Raw genomic sequence first — 15614 nt, 5'->3', positions numbered from 1 at the left:
CCGGATCCGGACCCCGACCCGGACCCGCCGCCGGCGGATCCCCCGGTCGGCCTGGACGAGCGGCCTGCCAACGCCACCTGCCTCGCGCCGCCGCGCCCCGCCGGCGCGCTCGCCCTGACGGTACAGCGTGCGTTCCCCGCGCTGAGCTTCCAGCAGCCGCTGTTCATGCTGCAGGCGCCGGGCGACGACTCGCGCTGGTACGTGCTGGAGAAGACCGGCCGGGTGCGCAGTTTCGACAACCAGCCCGGGGTGGCGAGCAGCAGCGTGTTCCTGGACCTGTCGGGCGTGGTCAACGCGACCTCCGAGGGCGGGCTGCTCGGCCTGGCCTTCGCGCCCGATTATGCCGGCAGCGGCATCGCCTACCTGTCCTACACCCGGACGCCGCCGGGCGGCGGCATGCAGTCGGTCATCGCCCGGTTCCGTAGCACCGACGGCGGGCTGACCTTGGATCCGGCCTCCGAGGAAGTGCTGCTGACCATCGACCAGCCGTTCAACAACCACAACGGCGGCGGCATGATGTTCGGCCCCGACGGCTACCTGTACATCGCCATCGGCGACGGCGGCTCCGGCGGCGACCCCCTGAACAACGCCCAGACCACCACCAACCTGCTCGGCACGTTCCTGCGCATCGCGGTCGCCGGGACGGGCGACTACACCATCCCGCCGGACAATCCCTTCGCGGGCAACCCGCGCTGCGACACGGGCGAGGGCGCGGCCGATTGCCCGGAGCTGTTCGCCTGGGGACTGCGCAACCCGTGGCGCTTCAGCTTCGACCGCGCCACGGGGAACCTGTGGGCCGGCGACGTGGGCCAGGGCGCGTTCGAGGAAATCAATCTCATCGAGCGGGGCGGCAATTACGGCTGGCGCTTCCGCGAGGGCTTCGCCTGTTACAACCCCTCGACGGGCTGCCCGTCGGCCGGCCTCACGGACCCGGTGCTGGACTACCCGCACAGCGAGGGGCGCTCGGTCACGGGCGGCTACGTCTACCGGGGCGTCGAACTGCCCGAGTTCCAGGGCCGCTACCTGTTCGGCGATTTCGTCACCGGGCGCCTCTGGGTGCTCGACTCCGACGCGGGCGGCGACTATGCCAAGACGCTGCTGGCGGAGACGGGCCGCTCGATCTCGTCCTTCGGCGAGGCCGAGGACGGGTCCTTGTTCATCGTGGACTACGGCGGCGGGCTGTACGAACTGCAGCCGGCCGGCACCGGTCCCGCCGACACGATCCCGGCCAGCCTGTCCGAGACCGGCTGCGTGGATCCCGCCGATCCGACCCGGCCCGCCGCCGGCCTGATCCCCTACCGGCCCAATGCGCCCTTCTGGTCCGACGGCGCCGCCAAGGACCGCTGGCTGGCGCTGCCGGATACCGGGACCATCGCCCTGGAGGCCGACGGCGACTTCGGCTTCCCGCCCGGGGCGGTGCTGATGAAGAGCTTCCGGCGCGACGGACGCCTGGTCGAAACACGGTTGTTCATGCGCCACCCGGACGGCATCTGGGCGGGTTACACCTACGCCTGGAACGAGGCGCAGACCGATGCCACGCGGGTTATCGGTGGCGCCCTGGCGGATGTCTCGGGCAGCCCCTGGCTGTTCCCGAGCGAAGTGGAGTGCATGCAGTGCCACACGGCGGCTGCCGGCCGGTCGCTGGGCCTCGAGGTGGCGCAGCTGAACGGCGACCTCGAGTATCCGCAGACCGGCCGCAGCGCGAACCAGCTGCGGACCCTGGACGCGATCGGGCTGCTGGCGCCTCCGCTGGCGGCAGACCCCGCCGACCTGCCGGCGCTGCCCGATCCCTTCGGCTCCGCGGCGCTGGGGTTGCGGGCACGAGCCTACCTGCACACCAACTGCGCCGGCTGCCACCGCCCGGGCGGGCCGACGCCTTCGGCCATGGACCTGCGCTACGACGTGGCGCTGGCGGCGACCGGGACCTGCGACTTGCCGGGCACGACCGGCAGCGATCTCGGCCTGGCCGATGCCCGGCTGCTGAGCCCCGGCGACCCGGGGCGCTCGCTGCTCTGGCTGCGCATGGGACGCCGCGACGTGCACGCCATGCCGCCGATCGGCAGCCTGGAGGTGGACGAGGACGGGCTGGCGCTGATCAGCGCCTGGATCGCCGGCCTGGACGGCTGCGACTAGCTTTCGGCCGCCGGGTCCGCCTGCTCGCGGCGCCACAGGCAGGGCCGCCCGAGCGCCTGGTCCAGCCGGTCCAGCGCGGCCTCGTGCGCCGCCATCTCCGCCGCGCTGGCGCGCTGCACCACCAGCTTCAGGCCCTGGCGCCGCACCTGCTTCGGCCGGCGCCGGCCGCCGCCGGCCGCCGTCGCCTCCTCCGCCGCCAGCACCAGCTCCGCCTGGCCGCCCGTCATCAGCAGGTAGACGTCGGCCAGCAGCTGCGCGTCGAGCAGGGCGCCGTGCAGCTCGCGGTTGGAGTTATCGACCTCGAAGCGCTTGCACAGCGCATCCAGGCTGTTGCGCTGCCCCGGGTGCAGCTGGCGCGCCAGCATCAGGGTGTCCAGCACGCCGCAGACCTGGGTCATGGCCGGACCGGGGGGGTCGAGCTGCGCCAGCTCGGCGTCGAGGAAGCCGAGGTCGAAGGCCGCGTTGTGGATCACCAGCTCGGCGCCCTGCACGAACTCGAGGAACTCCCCGGCCACGTCGGCGAAGCGGGGCTTGTCGGCCAGGAAAGCGTTCGACAGGCCGTGCACGTCCTCGGCGGCGCGGTCGATCTCGCGCCCGGGATTGAGGTACTGGTGGAACTTGCGCCCGGTGAGCCGCCGGTTCACCAGTTCCAGGCAGCCGATCTCGATGATGCGATGGCCCTCGGCCGGCTCCAGGCCGGTGGTCTCGGTGTCGAGCACGATCTGCCGCGTCACGGGCCCGCCTCCGCGCCGGCCGCCAGCATCTCGTCGATGCCCAGGTTGGCGAGCGCGTCGACCCGGTCGTTCTCGGGGTGGCCGCTGTGGCCCTTGACCCAGTGCCAGCGAATCTCGTGGCGCGCCGCGGCCGCGTCCAGCTCTTGCCACAGGTCCTGGTTCTTCACCGGCTTCTTGCCGGCCGTGCGCCAGCCGTTGCGCTTCCAGCCGGCCAGCCACTCGGTGATGCCGCCGCGCACGTACTGCGAGTCGGTGTAGAGATCGACCGTGCAGGGCCGGGTGAGCGCCTCCAGCGCCCGGATCGCGGCCAGCAGCTCCATGCGGTTGTTGGTGGTGTGCGCCTCGCCGCCCCAGAGCTCCCGCTCGCGCTCACCGGACCGGAGCAGTACCCCCCAGCCCCCGGGGCCCGGGTTGCCGCGACAGGCGCCGTCGGTCCAGGCCTCCACCTGCGTCAAAGGCGGCTCCGCGTGGTCGGCTCGGCCAGGCCGATGGGCGCGCGCTCGGGGCGCCGCCACAGCCGCCGCAGCGGGGTCACGGCGTGCACGCGCTTCACGGCGACCAGCAGGTAGCCGCCGTAGTAGCCGGGCAGCCGCCGCGGCCGGCGCCGGCTGCGGGTCTCGGCCTCGGCGAAGGCCGGGTAGTAGCGCTCGCGCGCGGTCACGTCGAAATTCAGCAGCGACAGCCAGTCACGCAGGCGGCGCTCCGAGTACAGCTGCTCCACGGCCGGCGGCCAGGCGCCGCGCGTGAGCAACCGGCGCAGGCCCAGCACGCTCCAGGGGTTGAAGCCGAGCACGATCAGGCGCCCGCCCCCGGTGAGCACGCGCTCGCATTCGCGCAGCAGCTGGTGCGGCTCGCTGGAGCGCTCGAGGGTGTGGGGCAGCAGCACCGCGTCCACCGAGTGGCTGGCGACCGGCAGCTGCCAGTCCTCCGCCACGAACCCCACGCCGGGCGCCTGGTGCTCGTCGCACACGGCCCGCCGCGCGGTCCCGGCGAGTCCGATGAAAGCGTCGGCCGGGCCCCAGGCGCCGACCTGCAGCAACTGGCAGCCGAACACGCGCCGCAACGGCTCGGCCGCCACGGCCTGCTCGGCCTGGCGCAGTCGCTGGCCCGCGGGCGTGGCCAGCCAGTCGTCGAGTTCGACCGGGTAGATCGGCATGGCGGCAAGGATAGCAGGCGATTTGGGGACTGTCCCCAGGACCGGTCCCAAGGACCGGGTTTGGGGACTGTCCCCAAACCCCCTAGAATGCGCGGATGCTCAAGGTGACACCGGTCAGGGCCTTCCGCGACAACTACATCTGGCTGATCCACGGCGCGGACCCGCGGCGCGTGGCCATCGTCGACCCGGGCGACGCCCGGCCCGTGCTCGCAGCGCTGGCAGCCGACGGCCTGGAAGCGGCGGCGATCCTGCTGACCCATCATCACCCCGACCACTCCGGCGGCATCCCCGCGCTGCGCCAGGCCCTCGACATCCCGTGCTGGGGTCCCGCCGGCGAGCCGGTGGCCGGCGTCACGCATCCCGTCCACGGCGGCGACCACGTGGACCTGCCGCGCCTCGGGCTCAGCTTCGCCGTCATCGACATTCCCGGCCACACCGCCGGCCACATCGCCTTCTACGGCCACGGCGCAGTGTTCTGCGGCGACACGCTGTTCAGCGCCGGCTGCGGCCGCATGTTCGAGGGCACGCCGGAACAAATGCTCGGCTCACTCGACACCCTGGCCCGCCTGCCGGACGACACCCACGTCTACTGCGGCCACGAGTACACCCTCGCCAACCTGCGCTTCGCGCGCGCCGTGGAACCGGGCAATGCCGAGATCGCGCAGCATGCCGAACACGTCGCGGCGCTGCGCGAGGACGACACGCCCAGCCTGCCCTCGACGCTGGCGCTGGAAAAACGCATCAACCCCTTCCTGCGCTGCGACCAGCCCGCGGTCCGAGCTGCGGCCGAGCAGCAGGCCGGCCATCCGCTGGCGTCGCGGATCGAAGTGTTCGCCGCCGTGCGGCGCTGGAAAGACGCATTCTGACCGGAGGTTCGCCCGTGACCCGACCCGCATCACTCGCCGCCGCCTGCGCGCTCCTGCTGCTCGCCGGCTGCGCGACGCCGCCGCCGACCGCGCCGGAGCCGCCGCCGGAGGACGATAACCTGCCGCCCGCGGTCACGCGCCCCACGCTCAGCGCCGCCGACCAGCCCGGCGCCGAGGCGACCAATCCGGCAATCGACGCCGGGGACGCGGCCGAGGATGCCCCGCCGGCAGAGCTGATCGCCCTGCTGCGCATCCGCTTCGAGCTGCCACCGGTCGGCCGGGCAGAGGTGCAGAAGCATGCCGACTGGTACGTCCGCCACAACGATTACCTCAACCGCGTCTTCGAGCGCGCCCGCCCCTTCCTGCCCTACATTGCCGCCGAGGTCGAGGCGCGCGGCCTGCCGGGGGAGCTGGCCTTCCTGCCGGTGGTCGAGAGCGCGTTCGACCCCTTCGCCTATTCGCACGGCCGCGCCGCCGGCCTGTGGCAGATCATTCCCAGCACCGGCCGCCACTTCGGCCTGAAGCAGAACTGGTGGTACGACGGCCGCCGCGACGTGCTCGCCTCCACCGAGGTGGCCCTGAACTATCTCGAGTACCTGCACCAGCGGTTCGACGGCGACTGGCTGCTGGCCATCGCGGCCTACAACTGCGGCCAGGGCACGGTGGCCCGCGCCATCCGCCGCAACCAGTCGCTGGGGCAGCCGACCGACTTCTGGCATCTCAAGCTGCCGCGCGAGACCCGCGTCTACGTGCCGCGCCTGCTCGGCCTGGCCAAGGTGGTGGCGGCCCCCGACGAACACGGCGTGACACTGCTGGAGCTCTCGCCCGCGCCCGCCTTCGCCGTGGTCGAGATCGGCGGCCAGATCGATCTCGCCGTGGCCGCGGAGCTGGCCGGCATCCCGCTGGCCGAGCTGCAGCAGCTCAACCCGGGCTTCAACCGCTGGGCCACCGATCCCGATGGCCCGCACCACCTGCTGGTGCCGGTCGCCGCGGCGCCGCAGTTCCGGGCCGCCGTGGCCAGGCTGCCGGCCGAGGAGCGCATGCGCTGGCAGCGGCACGCGGTGCGCAGCGGCGACACGCTCGGCGGCATCGCCCGGCGTTACGGCACCACCGTGGACGTGCTGCAGTCGGTCAACGGCCTCGACAGCACCCGGATCCGCGCCGGCGCCCACCTGATGGTGCCGACCTCGACCCGCAGCGCCGCGGAGTACCCGCTGAGCGCGGACAACCGCCTGGCGGGCATCCAGGACCGCGAACGGGCCGGCCGGGTGCGGGCCGAGTACACGGTGCGCAAGGGCGACTCGCTGTGGTCCATCGCGCGGCGCCACGGCGTGAGCCATCGCGAGCTGGCCGCCTGGAACGGCATGGCGCCCGGCGACACGCTCGCGGTCGGGCGCAGCCTGGTGGTCTGGCAGGCGCCGGGAAAGGCCGGCGCGGCGCCCGCGGCCAGCCCGCTGATCCGGCGGGTCAACTACACGGTGCGGCGCGGCGACTCGCTCTACCGCATCGCCAGCAACTTCCGCGTCTCGGTGGAGGACATCCGCCGCTGGAACGATCTCGACGGCAAGCGTTACCTGCAGCCCGGCCAGCGGCTGGTGCTGCATGTGGACGTGACGGCCCAGTCGGGTGGCTGAGAAGAACAACAGAGGAGTGACACCATGGGATTCTTGCACGGCAAGCGGGCCCTGATCGTCGGCCTGGCCAGCGAGCGCTCGATCGCCTGGGGCATCGCGCAGGCCTTCAAGCGCGAGGGCGCGGAGCTCGCTCTCACCTACCAGGGCGAGAAGCTCAAGCCCCGTGTCGAGGCCATGGCCGGGGAACTCGGCGGCGCCTTCACCTGCGGCATGGACGTGGCGGAGGACGACCAGATCGAGGCGGCGTTCGCCGCGCTGGGCCAGCACTGGGCCGACGGCTTCGACATCCTGGTGCACTCGGTGGGCTTCGCCCCGCGCGAGCAGCTCTCCGGGCGCTTCGTCGACTCGGTGACCCGCGAAGGTTTCCGCATCGCCCACGACATCAGCGCCTACAGCTTCGCCGCGCTGGCGCAGGCCAGCCTGCCGCTGATGCGCGGCCGGCAGGGCGCGCTGTTGACGCTGAGCTACCTCGGCGCGGTGCGGGCGGTGCCCAACTACAACGTCATGGGCCCGGCCAAGGCCAGCCTGGAGGCCAGCGTGCGCTTCCTCGCGGCCGATCTCGGCGCCGAGGGGATCCGGGTCAACGGCATCTCCGCCGGCCCGATCAAGACCCTGGCGGCGGCCGGCATCGGCGGCTTTCGCAAGATGCTCGGCCAGGTGGCCCGGATCGCGCCCCTGCAGCGCAACGTCACCATCGAGGACGTCGGCAACGCCGCGGCCTTCCTCTGCTCCGACCTGGCGGCCGGCATCACGGGCGAGATCCTCTACGTCGACGGCGGCTACAGCCATGTCGGCATGTCGCTGCCCGAGGACTGAGGCGGTCCGTGCTGCGCGCCACGTCTTTTTTGCTGCAGCGTTACCTGCTCGGCCGGCCGACCGTCATCGCCCAGGCGCGCGACTTCGACCTGGAGCTGCGGGTGCCGACCCGGGATGCGGCGGGGGCGGGGCTGTACCGGCGCGGCATGCATGCGCCGGAGGTGGCCGACTTCCTGGTGCGCCGGCTCGCGCTCGAGCCGGGTGACCTGGTGTTCGACATTGGCGCCAGCGTGGGCTGGTACACGCTGCTGCTGGCGCAGATCGCGCCGCGCGGGGTGGAGATCCACGCCTTCGAGCCGGATCCCTGGGCGCGCGGGCTGTTGCAGGAGAACCTCAATCGCAACCGGGCCGAGGGCGTGACCGTGGTCGATGCCGCGGTCGGCCACCGGGCGGGCGAAGTGGTGCTGCATCGCTACGGCGGACGGCGGCGGCGGCCGTTGCGCCCGGGTCGTGCGCAGCAGCTGCCGGTGCGCATGATCCGGCTGGACGATTACTGCCGCGGGCAGGGCCTGGCGCGGCGCCGGGTCGGCTGCCTGAAGATCGGTGTGCAAGGCTTCGAGTTCCATGCCCTGCAGGGGGCGCGCCGGACCCTGGCGCGCTGCCGCACGGTCCTGACCGAGTACAACCAGGCCCAGCTAGACGAGGCCGGGGTGCATCCCGCCAGCGTGCTGGACCTGATGGTGGAGCTGGGCTTCGCGCCGGCGGAGATTCGCCATGGCCGCCTCAAGCCGAGCGACCGGCCGGCGATCATGGCCGACCTGCGGCCGCGTACGCTGGTCTGGACCCGACCCGCCGCGGCGGTGCGGGCCGCGGCCGTGGACCCCGACGCCCTGGCTATCTGACCGGGGCCGGTCCTGGGGACTGTCCCGGGGACAGTCCCCAGGACCGGCCCCTCTCAGCCCCTCTCAGGCCCGCGCTCCCGCCGGCGCCAGCACGCCCTCTTCGCCTTCCAGCTTCGCCACGATCACGGCGCAGGCGCAGTCGCCGAGGATGTTGATGGCGGTGCGCGCCATGTCGAGGATGCGGTCGAAAACGAACAGCACGCCGATGGCCTCCACCGGCAGCCCGACGGCGGCGAGGATGATGGCGATCGCCACCAGCGAAGCCGAAGGGATCCCGGCCACGCCGATGGACGTCACCAGCGCGGTCACCACGATGACGAACTGCACGCCGAAGGACAGCTCCAGCCCGTAGGCCTGGGCGATGAACATCGCCGCCACGCACTCGTACAGCGCGGTGCCGTTCATGTTCACCGTGGCGCCCAGCGGCAGCACGAAGCTCGAGGTACGGTTGGACACGCCCGCGCGCTTCTCCATGGCTTCCATGGTGATCGGCAGCGTGGCCGAGGACGAGGCGGTGGAGAACGCCGTCAGCAGCGCGGGCGCGGCGGCCTTGTAGAGCGCAATCGGGCTCGCCTTGGCGACCGTCTTCACCAGCAGCGGGATGCTGATGAGGGCGTGCAGCGCCAGCGCGCCCAGCACCGTCAGGCTGAATACGACCAGGGGCCGCGCGGCGTCGAAGCCGGTCTGGGCGACGGTGCGCGCCACCAGGCCGAACACGCCGATCGGGGCGAAGGCCATCACCCACGCGGTGATTCTCATCATGACCGCAAACAGGCCGTCCCAGAAGCGGTACATCGCCTCGCTCTGCTCGTTCTCGACCTTGGTCATGAAGTAGCCGAACACGATGCTGAAGAAGATCAGGCCCAGCATCTGGCCCTCGGCGGCCGCCATGACGATATTGGGCGGCACCATGCTCATGAACAGCCGGGCCAGCTGGCCGCCCCCGCCCGAGCCCGCCGAGGCGCCGACGCTCTCGGCGACGGCCCGGGTGCTTTCCTCGAGCGCCAGCAGCTCCCGTGCCGGCTCGCCGTTGACGATGCCGGGCTGGACCAGGTTCACCAGCACCAGGCCGATCAGGATCGCCATGGTGGACGTGGTGGCGTAGAACAGCAGCGTCTTGCCGCCGAGCCGGCCGAGGTTGCCGCCGCCGCCGATGCCCGCGACGCCGATGATGATCGAGGACACGATCAGCGGCACGATGAGCATCTTCAGGGCATTGATGAACAGCGTGCCGACGAAGTCGAACACGGAGTAGAAGGTGACGCCGAACAGCGCCGCCTCTTCGCCCGCCAGCCACCCCGCCGCGATGCCGACGACGATCGCGATCAGGATGCGCCAGTGGAGCGGGAGCTTGCTCACGCTACTGCAGCGCGGTCTCGAATACCGTCACTTCGGCCCGCGCGCGCAGGTCGTCGAGATAGGCCTGCAGCTCCTGCGAGGCGCGCGCGCCCCGCGTGCGGTCGCGCAGCTCGCGCTGCTGCTCGGGCCCGAGCAGGTCGAGCCCGCCGGGGGTCGCCGACAGGACGCGGACCACGTACTCGCCGCTGGGACCCTGGGCCCGGTTGATCACCGGCTCGCCCGTGGGCCGCGGCGCCGAGAACGCTGCGCTGACCACGGCCGGCGGCGTCGTGACGTCGTCGCGCACCACCGTGAGGCCGGCCACGTGGTCGGCCGACAGGTCGGCCGCCACCTCGGCTACGGGCTCGCCGGCCGCCAGGCGCGTCTCGGCCTCGGCCGCCAGCTCCGCGATCCGGGCCGCCGCCTGCTCCCGCTGCAGCTCGGCGCGAATCTGGTCCGCGACCTCCTGCAGGGGACGCTGCTCGGGCGGGTGGTAGTCCGCCACGCGCACCACCGCAGCCTCGCCGTCGTTCACCTCGATCACGGTGCTGTTCTGGCGCTCCTGGAAGACGCTCTCGCTCCAGGCGGCGGCCAGCACCGAGGGATTGGCCGCGATCCCGGGGCCACCCTGGCGGGTGACGCCCTCGACGACCTCGATCTCGTAGCCTAGCGCCGCGGCCGCCGGCTCCAGGCTGTCCGGGTTCTCGAAAGCCAGCTGCGCCAGCGCCTCGGCGTCGTCGTAGTAACGGTCCTCGGCCTGGCGGCTGCGATATTCGGCCAGCAGTTCGTCGCGCACCTCCTCGAAGCCGGCGCCGCCGCTCTGCTCCACCTCCTCGAGCCGGATCAGGTGCCAGCCGAACTCGGAGCGCACCGGCTCGCTGACCGTGCCGGCCTCCATGGCGAACAGCGCTTCCTCGAAGGCGGGCACCATCATGCCGCGCTCCACCCAGCCCAGGTCGCCGCCGCGTGCGGCCGAGCCGGGGTCCTCCGAGGCCTCGGCCGCCACCTCGGCGAAGTCCGCCCCGGCCTCGATGCGCGCGCGCAGCGACGCGATCCGCTCCTCGGCGTTCTCGCCGGTGAGCAGGATATGCGCCGCCTTGCGGCGCTCCAGGCCGAGGAAACGCTCCGGCTCGCGGCTGACCTCGGACTCGTAGTAGGCGCGCAGGTCGTCTTCCGATACCTCGAGCTCGCCGGCGAGGTCCTCGAGCCGGATCGTGACGTAGGCGAGATCCACCGACTCCGGCGTCATCCAGCGCCCGGGATTGTCGCGGTAACGCGCCTCGACCTCGGCCTCGGTCACCTCGACCTCGGCCAGGAAGCGCTCCAGCGGCCAGGAGACCCACTCCACTTCGCGCAGCTCGCGCTCCAGCGCCACGCGGCGCTCGACTTCCGCCGGCGTCACGAAGGAGGACAGCACGATGGCGTCCTGCAACTGCTGGATCTCGAGCAGGCGCCGCTGCTCGGCCTCGAACATCGCGGGCGTGTAGCCGGCGCCCTGCAGCGTGGCCCGGTAGGCCTCCATGCTGAATTCGCCGCCGATCTGGAATGCCTCGTAGGACCTGAGCTGGGCGGCCACCTCGGCGTCGCTGACGCGGTACCCCTGGCCGGCCACGCGCTGCTGCAGCAGCTCGCGGCTGACGAACTGCTCGATCACGCCACGGCGGATCTCGGCCGCGATCTCCGGCGGCACGTCGCCCGTGAACGCCTGCTGGAAGCGCGCCAGCTGGTCCTGGTAGGCGCGCCGCACCGGCTCCACCGGGACTTCCGCGCCGTTGACCTCGGCCGCCTTGGGCCGCGGCGTGAAACTCAGGTCGATGCCCCAGACGGCGAACACGACGCCGATGGTGATGACGATGGTCCAGGCGACCCAGCCCGTGATCTTCTCTCGGATTTTCTGCAGCATGAAAGCCTCGGCTCAGCTCGCGTCCCCGGCCCTCGCCGGGAGCGGAAAATGAAAGGGCGCCACGCGGGCGCCCTTTCGGTGATGGCGGAGCGGACGGGACTCGAACCCGCGACCCCCGGCGTGACAGGCCGGTATTCTAACCGACTGAACTACCGCTCCAAAACTGCAACTGGTGGGTGCTGAAGGGATCGAACCTTCGACCTTCGCCTTGTAAGGGCGACGCTCTCCCAGCTGAGCTAAGCACCCGCGCTCCCCGGGAGGGCCCGCTAGTTTACTGCGTCCTTGAGCGCTTTGCCAGCCTTGAAACCCGGCACCTTGCTGGCGGCAATGGTGATGGCCTCGCCGGTCTTCGGGTTGCGGCCCTGGCGGGCGGCGCGCGACTTCACCGAGAAGCTGCCGAAGCCGACAATGGAAACCTGTTCGCCCTTTTTCAGCGCGCGGGTCACGGAATCAACGAACGCTTCCACCGCCTTGGTGGCGTCGCTCTTGGTCAGGTCGGCGGCCGCAGCCACGGCATCGATCAATTCGCCCTTGTTCATCAGCGTACCTTCGTGTTCTGTAGGTGAGTTGTGTCCCCGGCCCCAATCTGGCTTGCCCGCCGCGCCGGCGGGCCTTGCGCGAGTGCGCCGTAAGAGGGCGAGTTTTATAGCAAGCGCACCCGGCAAGGTCAATTGAGAGCCTTCCGGGCGACGATGCCGCGACGCGGCAATCCACGTCCTGGCTATCGTAAAAACCGAAACAGGAATGCCGGCACGTTTTGCGTATCATGGACTGGTTCTAAATCTCGGGTGAGCGCTCATGGAACTCGATCCGCTGTTCATTTCGCGCGTGCAATTCGCGTTCGTCGTCTCCTTCCACGCGATCTTCCCGGTGTTCACCATCGGGCTGGCGAGCTACATCGCCCTGCTGGAAGCGATCTACTACAAGACCGACGACCCCTCCTGGCTGAAGCTGTCGAAGTTCTGGACCAAGATCTTCGCCATCGTCTTCGGCATGGGCGTGGTTTCGGGCATCGTGATGGCCTTCCAATTCGGCACCAACTGGAGCAATTTCTCCTATTCGGCGTCGAACTTCCTCGGGCCCATCCTGGCCTACGAAGTGGTGACGGCCTTCTTCCTCGAGGCCACCTTCCTCGGCGTGCTGCTGTTCGGCCGCGAGAAAGTGCCGCGCGGGCTGCACCTGTTCGCCGCGTGCATGGTCGCGCTCGGGACCTTCGTCTCCTCGTTCTGGATCCTGTCGGCCAACAGCTGGATGCAGACGCCGGCGGGCGTGGAGATGGTGGACGGCATGATCCAGATGACCTCCTGGACCCAGGCCATCTTCAATTCCTCCTTCCCCTATCGCTTCGCTCACGTGGCGCTGGCCTCCTTCATCACCGGCGGCTTCGTAGTGGCCGGGGTGAGCGCGTGGTACCTGCTGCGCGGGCGGCACGGCGACATCGCGGAGAAGGCGCTGAAGATGTGCGTCATCATGCTGGCGATCGCCACGCCGCTGCAGCTGCTGTCGGGCGACATGCACGGCCTGAACACCCTCGAGGAGCAGCCGGTCAAGGTCGCGGCGATGGAAGGCAACTGGGAGACCGGGCCCAACGTCCCGCTGCTCCTGTTCGCGATTCCCGACATGGCCAACGAGACCAACCATCTGGAGCTCGGCATCCCCAACGGCGCCAGCCTGATCCTCAAGCACAGCGCCGACGGCGTGGTGCCGGGGCTGAAGTCGGTGCCGCCCGAGGAGCGGCCGCCGGTGGGCGTGACCTTCTGGAGCTTCCGCCTCATGGTGGCCATCGGCACGCTGATGATCCTGGTGTCGCTCACCGCCGCCTTCAAGCTGTGGCGCGGCACGCTGTACCAGTCGTCGGGCCTGCTGCGGATCTTCAGCCTGATGATCCCGCTGCCCTTCGTCGCCGTGGTGGCCGGCTGGTTCGTCACCGAGGTTGGACGCCAGCCGTGGATCATCCAGGGGATGATGACCGTGGGCGAGGGCCTCACGCCGTCGCTGACGGGCTGGATGGCGCTGGTGACGCTGCTCGGCTACATCGCGGTCTACGCCGTGGTGTTCGCCGCCGGCCTGCACTACCTGCGCAAGGTCATCGTGGCCGGCCCCGACGAGGTGGAGCATGCCCATGCGCAGATCACCGGCACGCCGAAGCGGCCGTGGTCCGCGGTCGGGGGCGAGTTTGAAGCGCCGGCCGGCGCGGGGAGGAGCTGAGCCATGGAACTCATCGACCTGACCCTGATCTGGGTATTGCTGATCGGTTTCGGCGTGTTCATGTACGTGCTGATGGACGGTTTCGACCTCGGCGTGGGCATTCTCTTCCCCTTCGCCCCGGACGAGGAGTCGCGCGACCTGATGATGAACTCCGTCGCCCCGGTGTGGGACGGCAACGAGACCTGGCTGATCCTCGGCGGCGCCGGCCTGCTGGCGGCCTTCCCGATGATCTACGCGGTCTTCCTGCCGGCCCTCTACATCGGCGTGTTCCTGTTGCTGGCGGGCCTGATCTTCCGCGGCGTAGCCTTCGAGTTCCGCTTCAAGGCGACCACCGGGAAGAAGTGGTGGAACGTGGCCTTCTTCGGCGGCTCGACAGTGGCGTCGTTCGCCCAGGGCGCGGTGATCGGCAGCTACGTGCAGGGCTTCAACGTGGTGGACGGCCGTTACGTCGGCGGCGCCTTCGACTGGCTGACGCCCTTCACGTTGATGACCGGCCTTGGCGTGGTCGCGGGTTACGCCCTGCTCGGCGTGACCTGGACCATCATGAAGACCGAGGGCAAGACCCAGGACTGGGCCTTCAAGCTGGCGCCGAAACTGCTCGGCGTCGTGCTGCTGTTCTTCGTCCTGGTGAGCGCCTGGACGCCGCTGACCAACGAGCGGGTGATGGCGCGCTGGTTCGACCACGTCAACTGGCTGTGGCTGTTCCCGGCGACCACCTTGATCTTCGCGGCCTGGGTGTTCTACAAGCTGAAGCAGCGGTCTGATATCGCGCCGTTCATCGGCTCCATGATCCTGTTCTCGATGTTCTACCTCGGGATCCTGATCTCCATGTGGCCGCTCGCGGTGCCGCCGAACTACACCTTCTGGGATGCCGCCTCGGATCCGGGCAGCCAGCTGTTCCTGCTGATCGGCTTCATGTTCCTGATCCCGATCGTGCTGGGCTACACCGCCTGGACCTACTGGGTGTTCCGCGGCAAGGTCACCGCGGGGGCCGGTTACGCTGGCCACTGAGCCGGCACCCGGACCCGCCGCGGGCCCGGGTGACTGGCTGCAAGCGCGGGCGCCGGCCTGGCTGGCGCCCGCCGCCTTTGCGCTCGCGGTCGTCGAAGCCGCCTGCGTGCTGGCGCAGGCCGGCCTGCTGGCCTGGATCCTGGCTAAGGCGATCGTCGCCGGCGCAGGGCTGGGCGAGCTCGCTCCGGCCCTCGCCCTGCTGCTTCTCGTCTTCGTCCTCCGGGCCGCCATCGGCGGGGTGCGCGGCATCCTCGCTGCCCGGGCTTCGGGCGCGGTGCGCCAGGCCCTGCGCGGCGAGCTCTTCAGCCGGATGGTCGACGCCGGGCCGCTGCTCAAGGGCCGCCAGGGCACGGGGGCGCTCGGCACCGTGCTGATCGAGCAGGTGGAGCTGCTCGATCCCTACTACGCGCGCTTCCTGCCGCAGATGGTCACGGTCCGGGTGGTGCCGGTCGCCATCGTGATCGCCGTCGCCCTGGCCGACTGGCTGGCCGGGCTGCTGTTGCTGCTGAGCGCGCCGCTGATCCCGGGCTTCATGATCCTCGTCGGCTGGGGCGCCGAGCAGGTCAGCCACCAGCAACAGGCCGCGCTGGCGCGGCTGGGGGGTATTTTCTTCGACCGCCTGCAGGGCCTCGACGTCCTGCGCCGCTTCGGCGCCGAACAGCGGGAGGCGCAGCGGATCGCCGACTTCTCCGAGGACTTCCGCAGCCGGACCATGCAGGTGCTGCGGGTCGCTTTCCTGTCTTCCGCCGTGCTCGAGTTCTTCAGCTCGGTGGCGATTGCGGTGCTCGCGGTCTACATCGGCTTCGGCCTGCTCGGCTTCATCGAGCTGGGCCCGGCCGAGTCGCTGACGCTGTTCACCGGCCTGTTCGTCCTGCTGCTGGCGCCGGAGTTCTTCAACCCGCTGCGCACCCTGGCCCAGCACTGGCACGATCGTGCCGGCGCCCTGGCGGCGGCCCGCAGCATCCGCGGGGTG

Annotated in this window: 14 protein-coding genes and 2 tRNA genes; 8 read left to right on the top strand and 8 right to left on the bottom strand. The window is 70.8% G+C overall.

The annotated features are described in order from the left end of the window. Positions 1–2133, top strand: a 2133-nt coding sequence (locus G6N75_RS02925) for a PQQ-dependent sugar dehydrogenase (RefSeq protein WP_165346575.1), incomplete at its 5' end; no start/stop codon positions are given. Here G6N75_RS02925 and dnaQ read toward each other — a convergent pair. The 3 genes from dnaQ to G6N75_RS02910 are packed head-to-tail and all read right to left on the bottom strand — an operon-like array spanning position 2130 to position 4023. Then, positions 2130–2867 (bottom strand): DNA polymerase III subunit epsilon, encoded by a 738-nt coding sequence (gene dnaQ / locus G6N75_RS02920; protein ID WP_165346574.1) that lies wholly within the window; start codon positions 2865–2867, stop codon positions 2130–2132. The two genes, G6N75_RS02925 and dnaQ, sit on opposite strands and share 4 nt — an antisense overlap. Then, the gene (rnhA, locus tag G6N75_RS02915; RefSeq protein ID WP_165346573.1) at positions 2864–3322 is read right to left on the bottom strand and encodes a ribonuclease HI; all 459 of its coding nucleotides are present in this window, start codon (positions 3320–3322) and stop codon (positions 2864–2866) included. The genes dnaQ and rnhA overlap by 4 nt, the downstream gene beginning before the upstream one ends. Continuing rightward, complete coding sequence (locus tag G6N75_RS02910) at positions 3319–4023, bottom strand: methyltransferase domain-containing protein (protein ID WP_165346572.1); 705 nt, start codon at positions 4021–4023, stop codon at positions 3319–3321. The genes rnhA and G6N75_RS02910 overlap by 4 nt, the downstream gene beginning before the upstream one ends. Before the next feature lie 95 nt (positions 4024–4118). On the opposite strand from G6N75_RS02910, the gene gloB reads away from it, so the two are divergent. The 4 genes from gloB to G6N75_RS02890 are packed head-to-tail and all read left to right on the top strand — an operon-like array spanning position 4119 to position 8181. After that, positions 4119–4889, top strand: coding sequence for a hydroxyacylglutathione hydrolase (gene gloB / locus G6N75_RS02905; protein WP_165346571.1), 771 nt, complete (start codon positions 4119–4121; stop codon positions 4887–4889). Positions 4890–4903: 14 nt separating this feature from the next. Continuing rightward, positions 4904–6523 carry a LysM peptidoglycan-binding domain-containing protein gene (locus G6N75_RS02900; RefSeq protein ID WP_346765476.1) on the top strand — a complete coding sequence of 540 codons (1620 nt, stop codon included), beginning with the start codon at positions 4904–4906 and terminating at the stop codon, positions 6521–6523. 24 nt (positions 6524–6547) lie between these two features. Further along, the gene (locus G6N75_RS02895; protein WP_165346570.1) at positions 6548–7339 is read left to right on the top strand and encodes an enoyl-ACP reductase; all 792 of its coding nucleotides are present in this window, start codon (positions 6548–6550) and stop codon (positions 7337–7339) included. An 8-nt stretch (positions 7340–7347) separates the two neighbouring features. Next, entirely contained in the window at positions 7348–8181 is an 834-nt protein-coding gene (locus G6N75_RS02890) for an FkbM family methyltransferase (protein ID WP_165346569.1), read from the top strand. Positions 8182–8244: 63 nt separating this feature from the next. Here the strand turns inward: G6N75_RS02890 and G6N75_RS02885 are convergent, their stop codons facing one another. The 5 genes from G6N75_RS02885 to G6N75_RS02865 all read right to left on the bottom strand — a co-directional run bounded on the left by G6N75_RS02885 (position 8245) and on the right by G6N75_RS02865 (position 11961). Then, entirely contained in the window at positions 8245–9540 is a 1296-nt protein-coding gene (locus G6N75_RS02885) for a dicarboxylate/amino acid:cation symporter (protein WP_165346568.1), read from the bottom strand. 1 nt (position 9541) lies between these two features. Then, entirely contained in the window at positions 9542–11422 is a 1881-nt protein-coding gene (locus G6N75_RS02880) for a SurA N-terminal domain-containing protein (RefSeq protein WP_165346567.1), read from the bottom strand. An 82-nt stretch (positions 11423–11504) separates the two neighbouring features. Next, positions 11505–11581 (bottom strand) — tRNA-Asp (locus G6N75_RS02875). 11 nt (positions 11582–11592) lie between these two features. Next, a tRNA-Val gene (locus G6N75_RS02870) sits at positions 11593–11668 on the bottom strand. A 20-nt stretch (positions 11669–11688) separates the two neighbouring features. Continuing rightward, positions 11689–11961 carry an HU family DNA-binding protein gene (locus tag G6N75_RS02865; protein WP_165346566.1) on the bottom strand — a complete coding sequence of 91 codons (273 nt, stop codon included), beginning with the start codon at positions 11959–11961 and terminating at the stop codon, positions 11689–11691. Between the two features lie 259 nt (positions 11962–12220). On the opposite strand from G6N75_RS02865, the gene G6N75_RS02860 reads away from it, so the two are divergent. The 3 genes from G6N75_RS02860 to G6N75_RS02850 all read left to right on the top strand — a co-directional run. Further along, positions 12221–13630 (top strand): cytochrome ubiquinol oxidase subunit I, encoded by a 1410-nt coding sequence (locus G6N75_RS02860; protein WP_165346565.1) that lies wholly within the window; start codon positions 12221–12223, stop codon positions 13628–13630. Positions 13631–13633: 3 nt separating this feature from the next. Further along, entirely contained in the window at positions 13634–14641 is a 1008-nt protein-coding gene (gene cydB / locus G6N75_RS02855; protein WP_165346564.1) for a cytochrome d ubiquinol oxidase subunit II, read from the top strand. Beyond that, positions 14631–15614: ABC transporter transmembrane domain-containing protein (locus tag G6N75_RS02850; protein WP_346765477.1), on the top strand; the 984-nt coding region annotated here is incomplete at its 3' end. The genes cydB and G6N75_RS02850, both read left to right, overlap by 11 nt.

This window comes from Thioalkalivibrio sp. XN8 (assembly GCF_011058255.1).
Classification (GTDB): Bacteria; Pseudomonadota; Gammaproteobacteria; order Steroidobacterales; family XN24; genus XN24.
The sequence above is the reverse complement of the archived record's forward strand: the minus strand, read 5'-3'. Positions and strand labels throughout refer to the sequence as shown.

Coding starts and splice junctions, on each gene's coding strand:
- G6N75_RS02910 (WP_165346572.1), bottom strand. CDS start 4,023: ATGCCGATCTACCCGGTCGAACTCGACGACTGGCTGGCCACGCCCGCG.
- gloB (WP_165346571.1), top strand. CDS start 4,119: ATGCTCAAGGTGACACCGGTCAGGGCCTTCCGCGACAACTACATCTGG.
- G6N75_RS02895 (WP_165346570.1), top strand. CDS start 6,548: ATGGGATTCTTGCACGGCAAGCGGGCCCTGATCGTCGGCCTGGCCAGC.
- G6N75_RS02880 (WP_165346567.1), bottom strand. CDS start 11,422: ATGCTGCAGAAAATCCGAGAGAAGATCACGGGCTGGGTCGCCTGGACC.
- G6N75_RS02865 (WP_165346566.1), bottom strand. CDS start 11,961: ATGAACAAGGGCGAATTGATCGATGCCGTGGCTGCGGCCGCCGACCTG.
- G6N75_RS02860 (WP_165346565.1), top strand. CDS start 12,221: ATGGAACTCGATCCGCTGTTCATTTCGCGCGTGCAATTCGCGTTCGTC.
- cydB (WP_165346564.1), top strand. CDS start 13,634: ATGGAACTCATCGACCTGACCCTGATCTGGGTATTGCTGATCGGTTTC.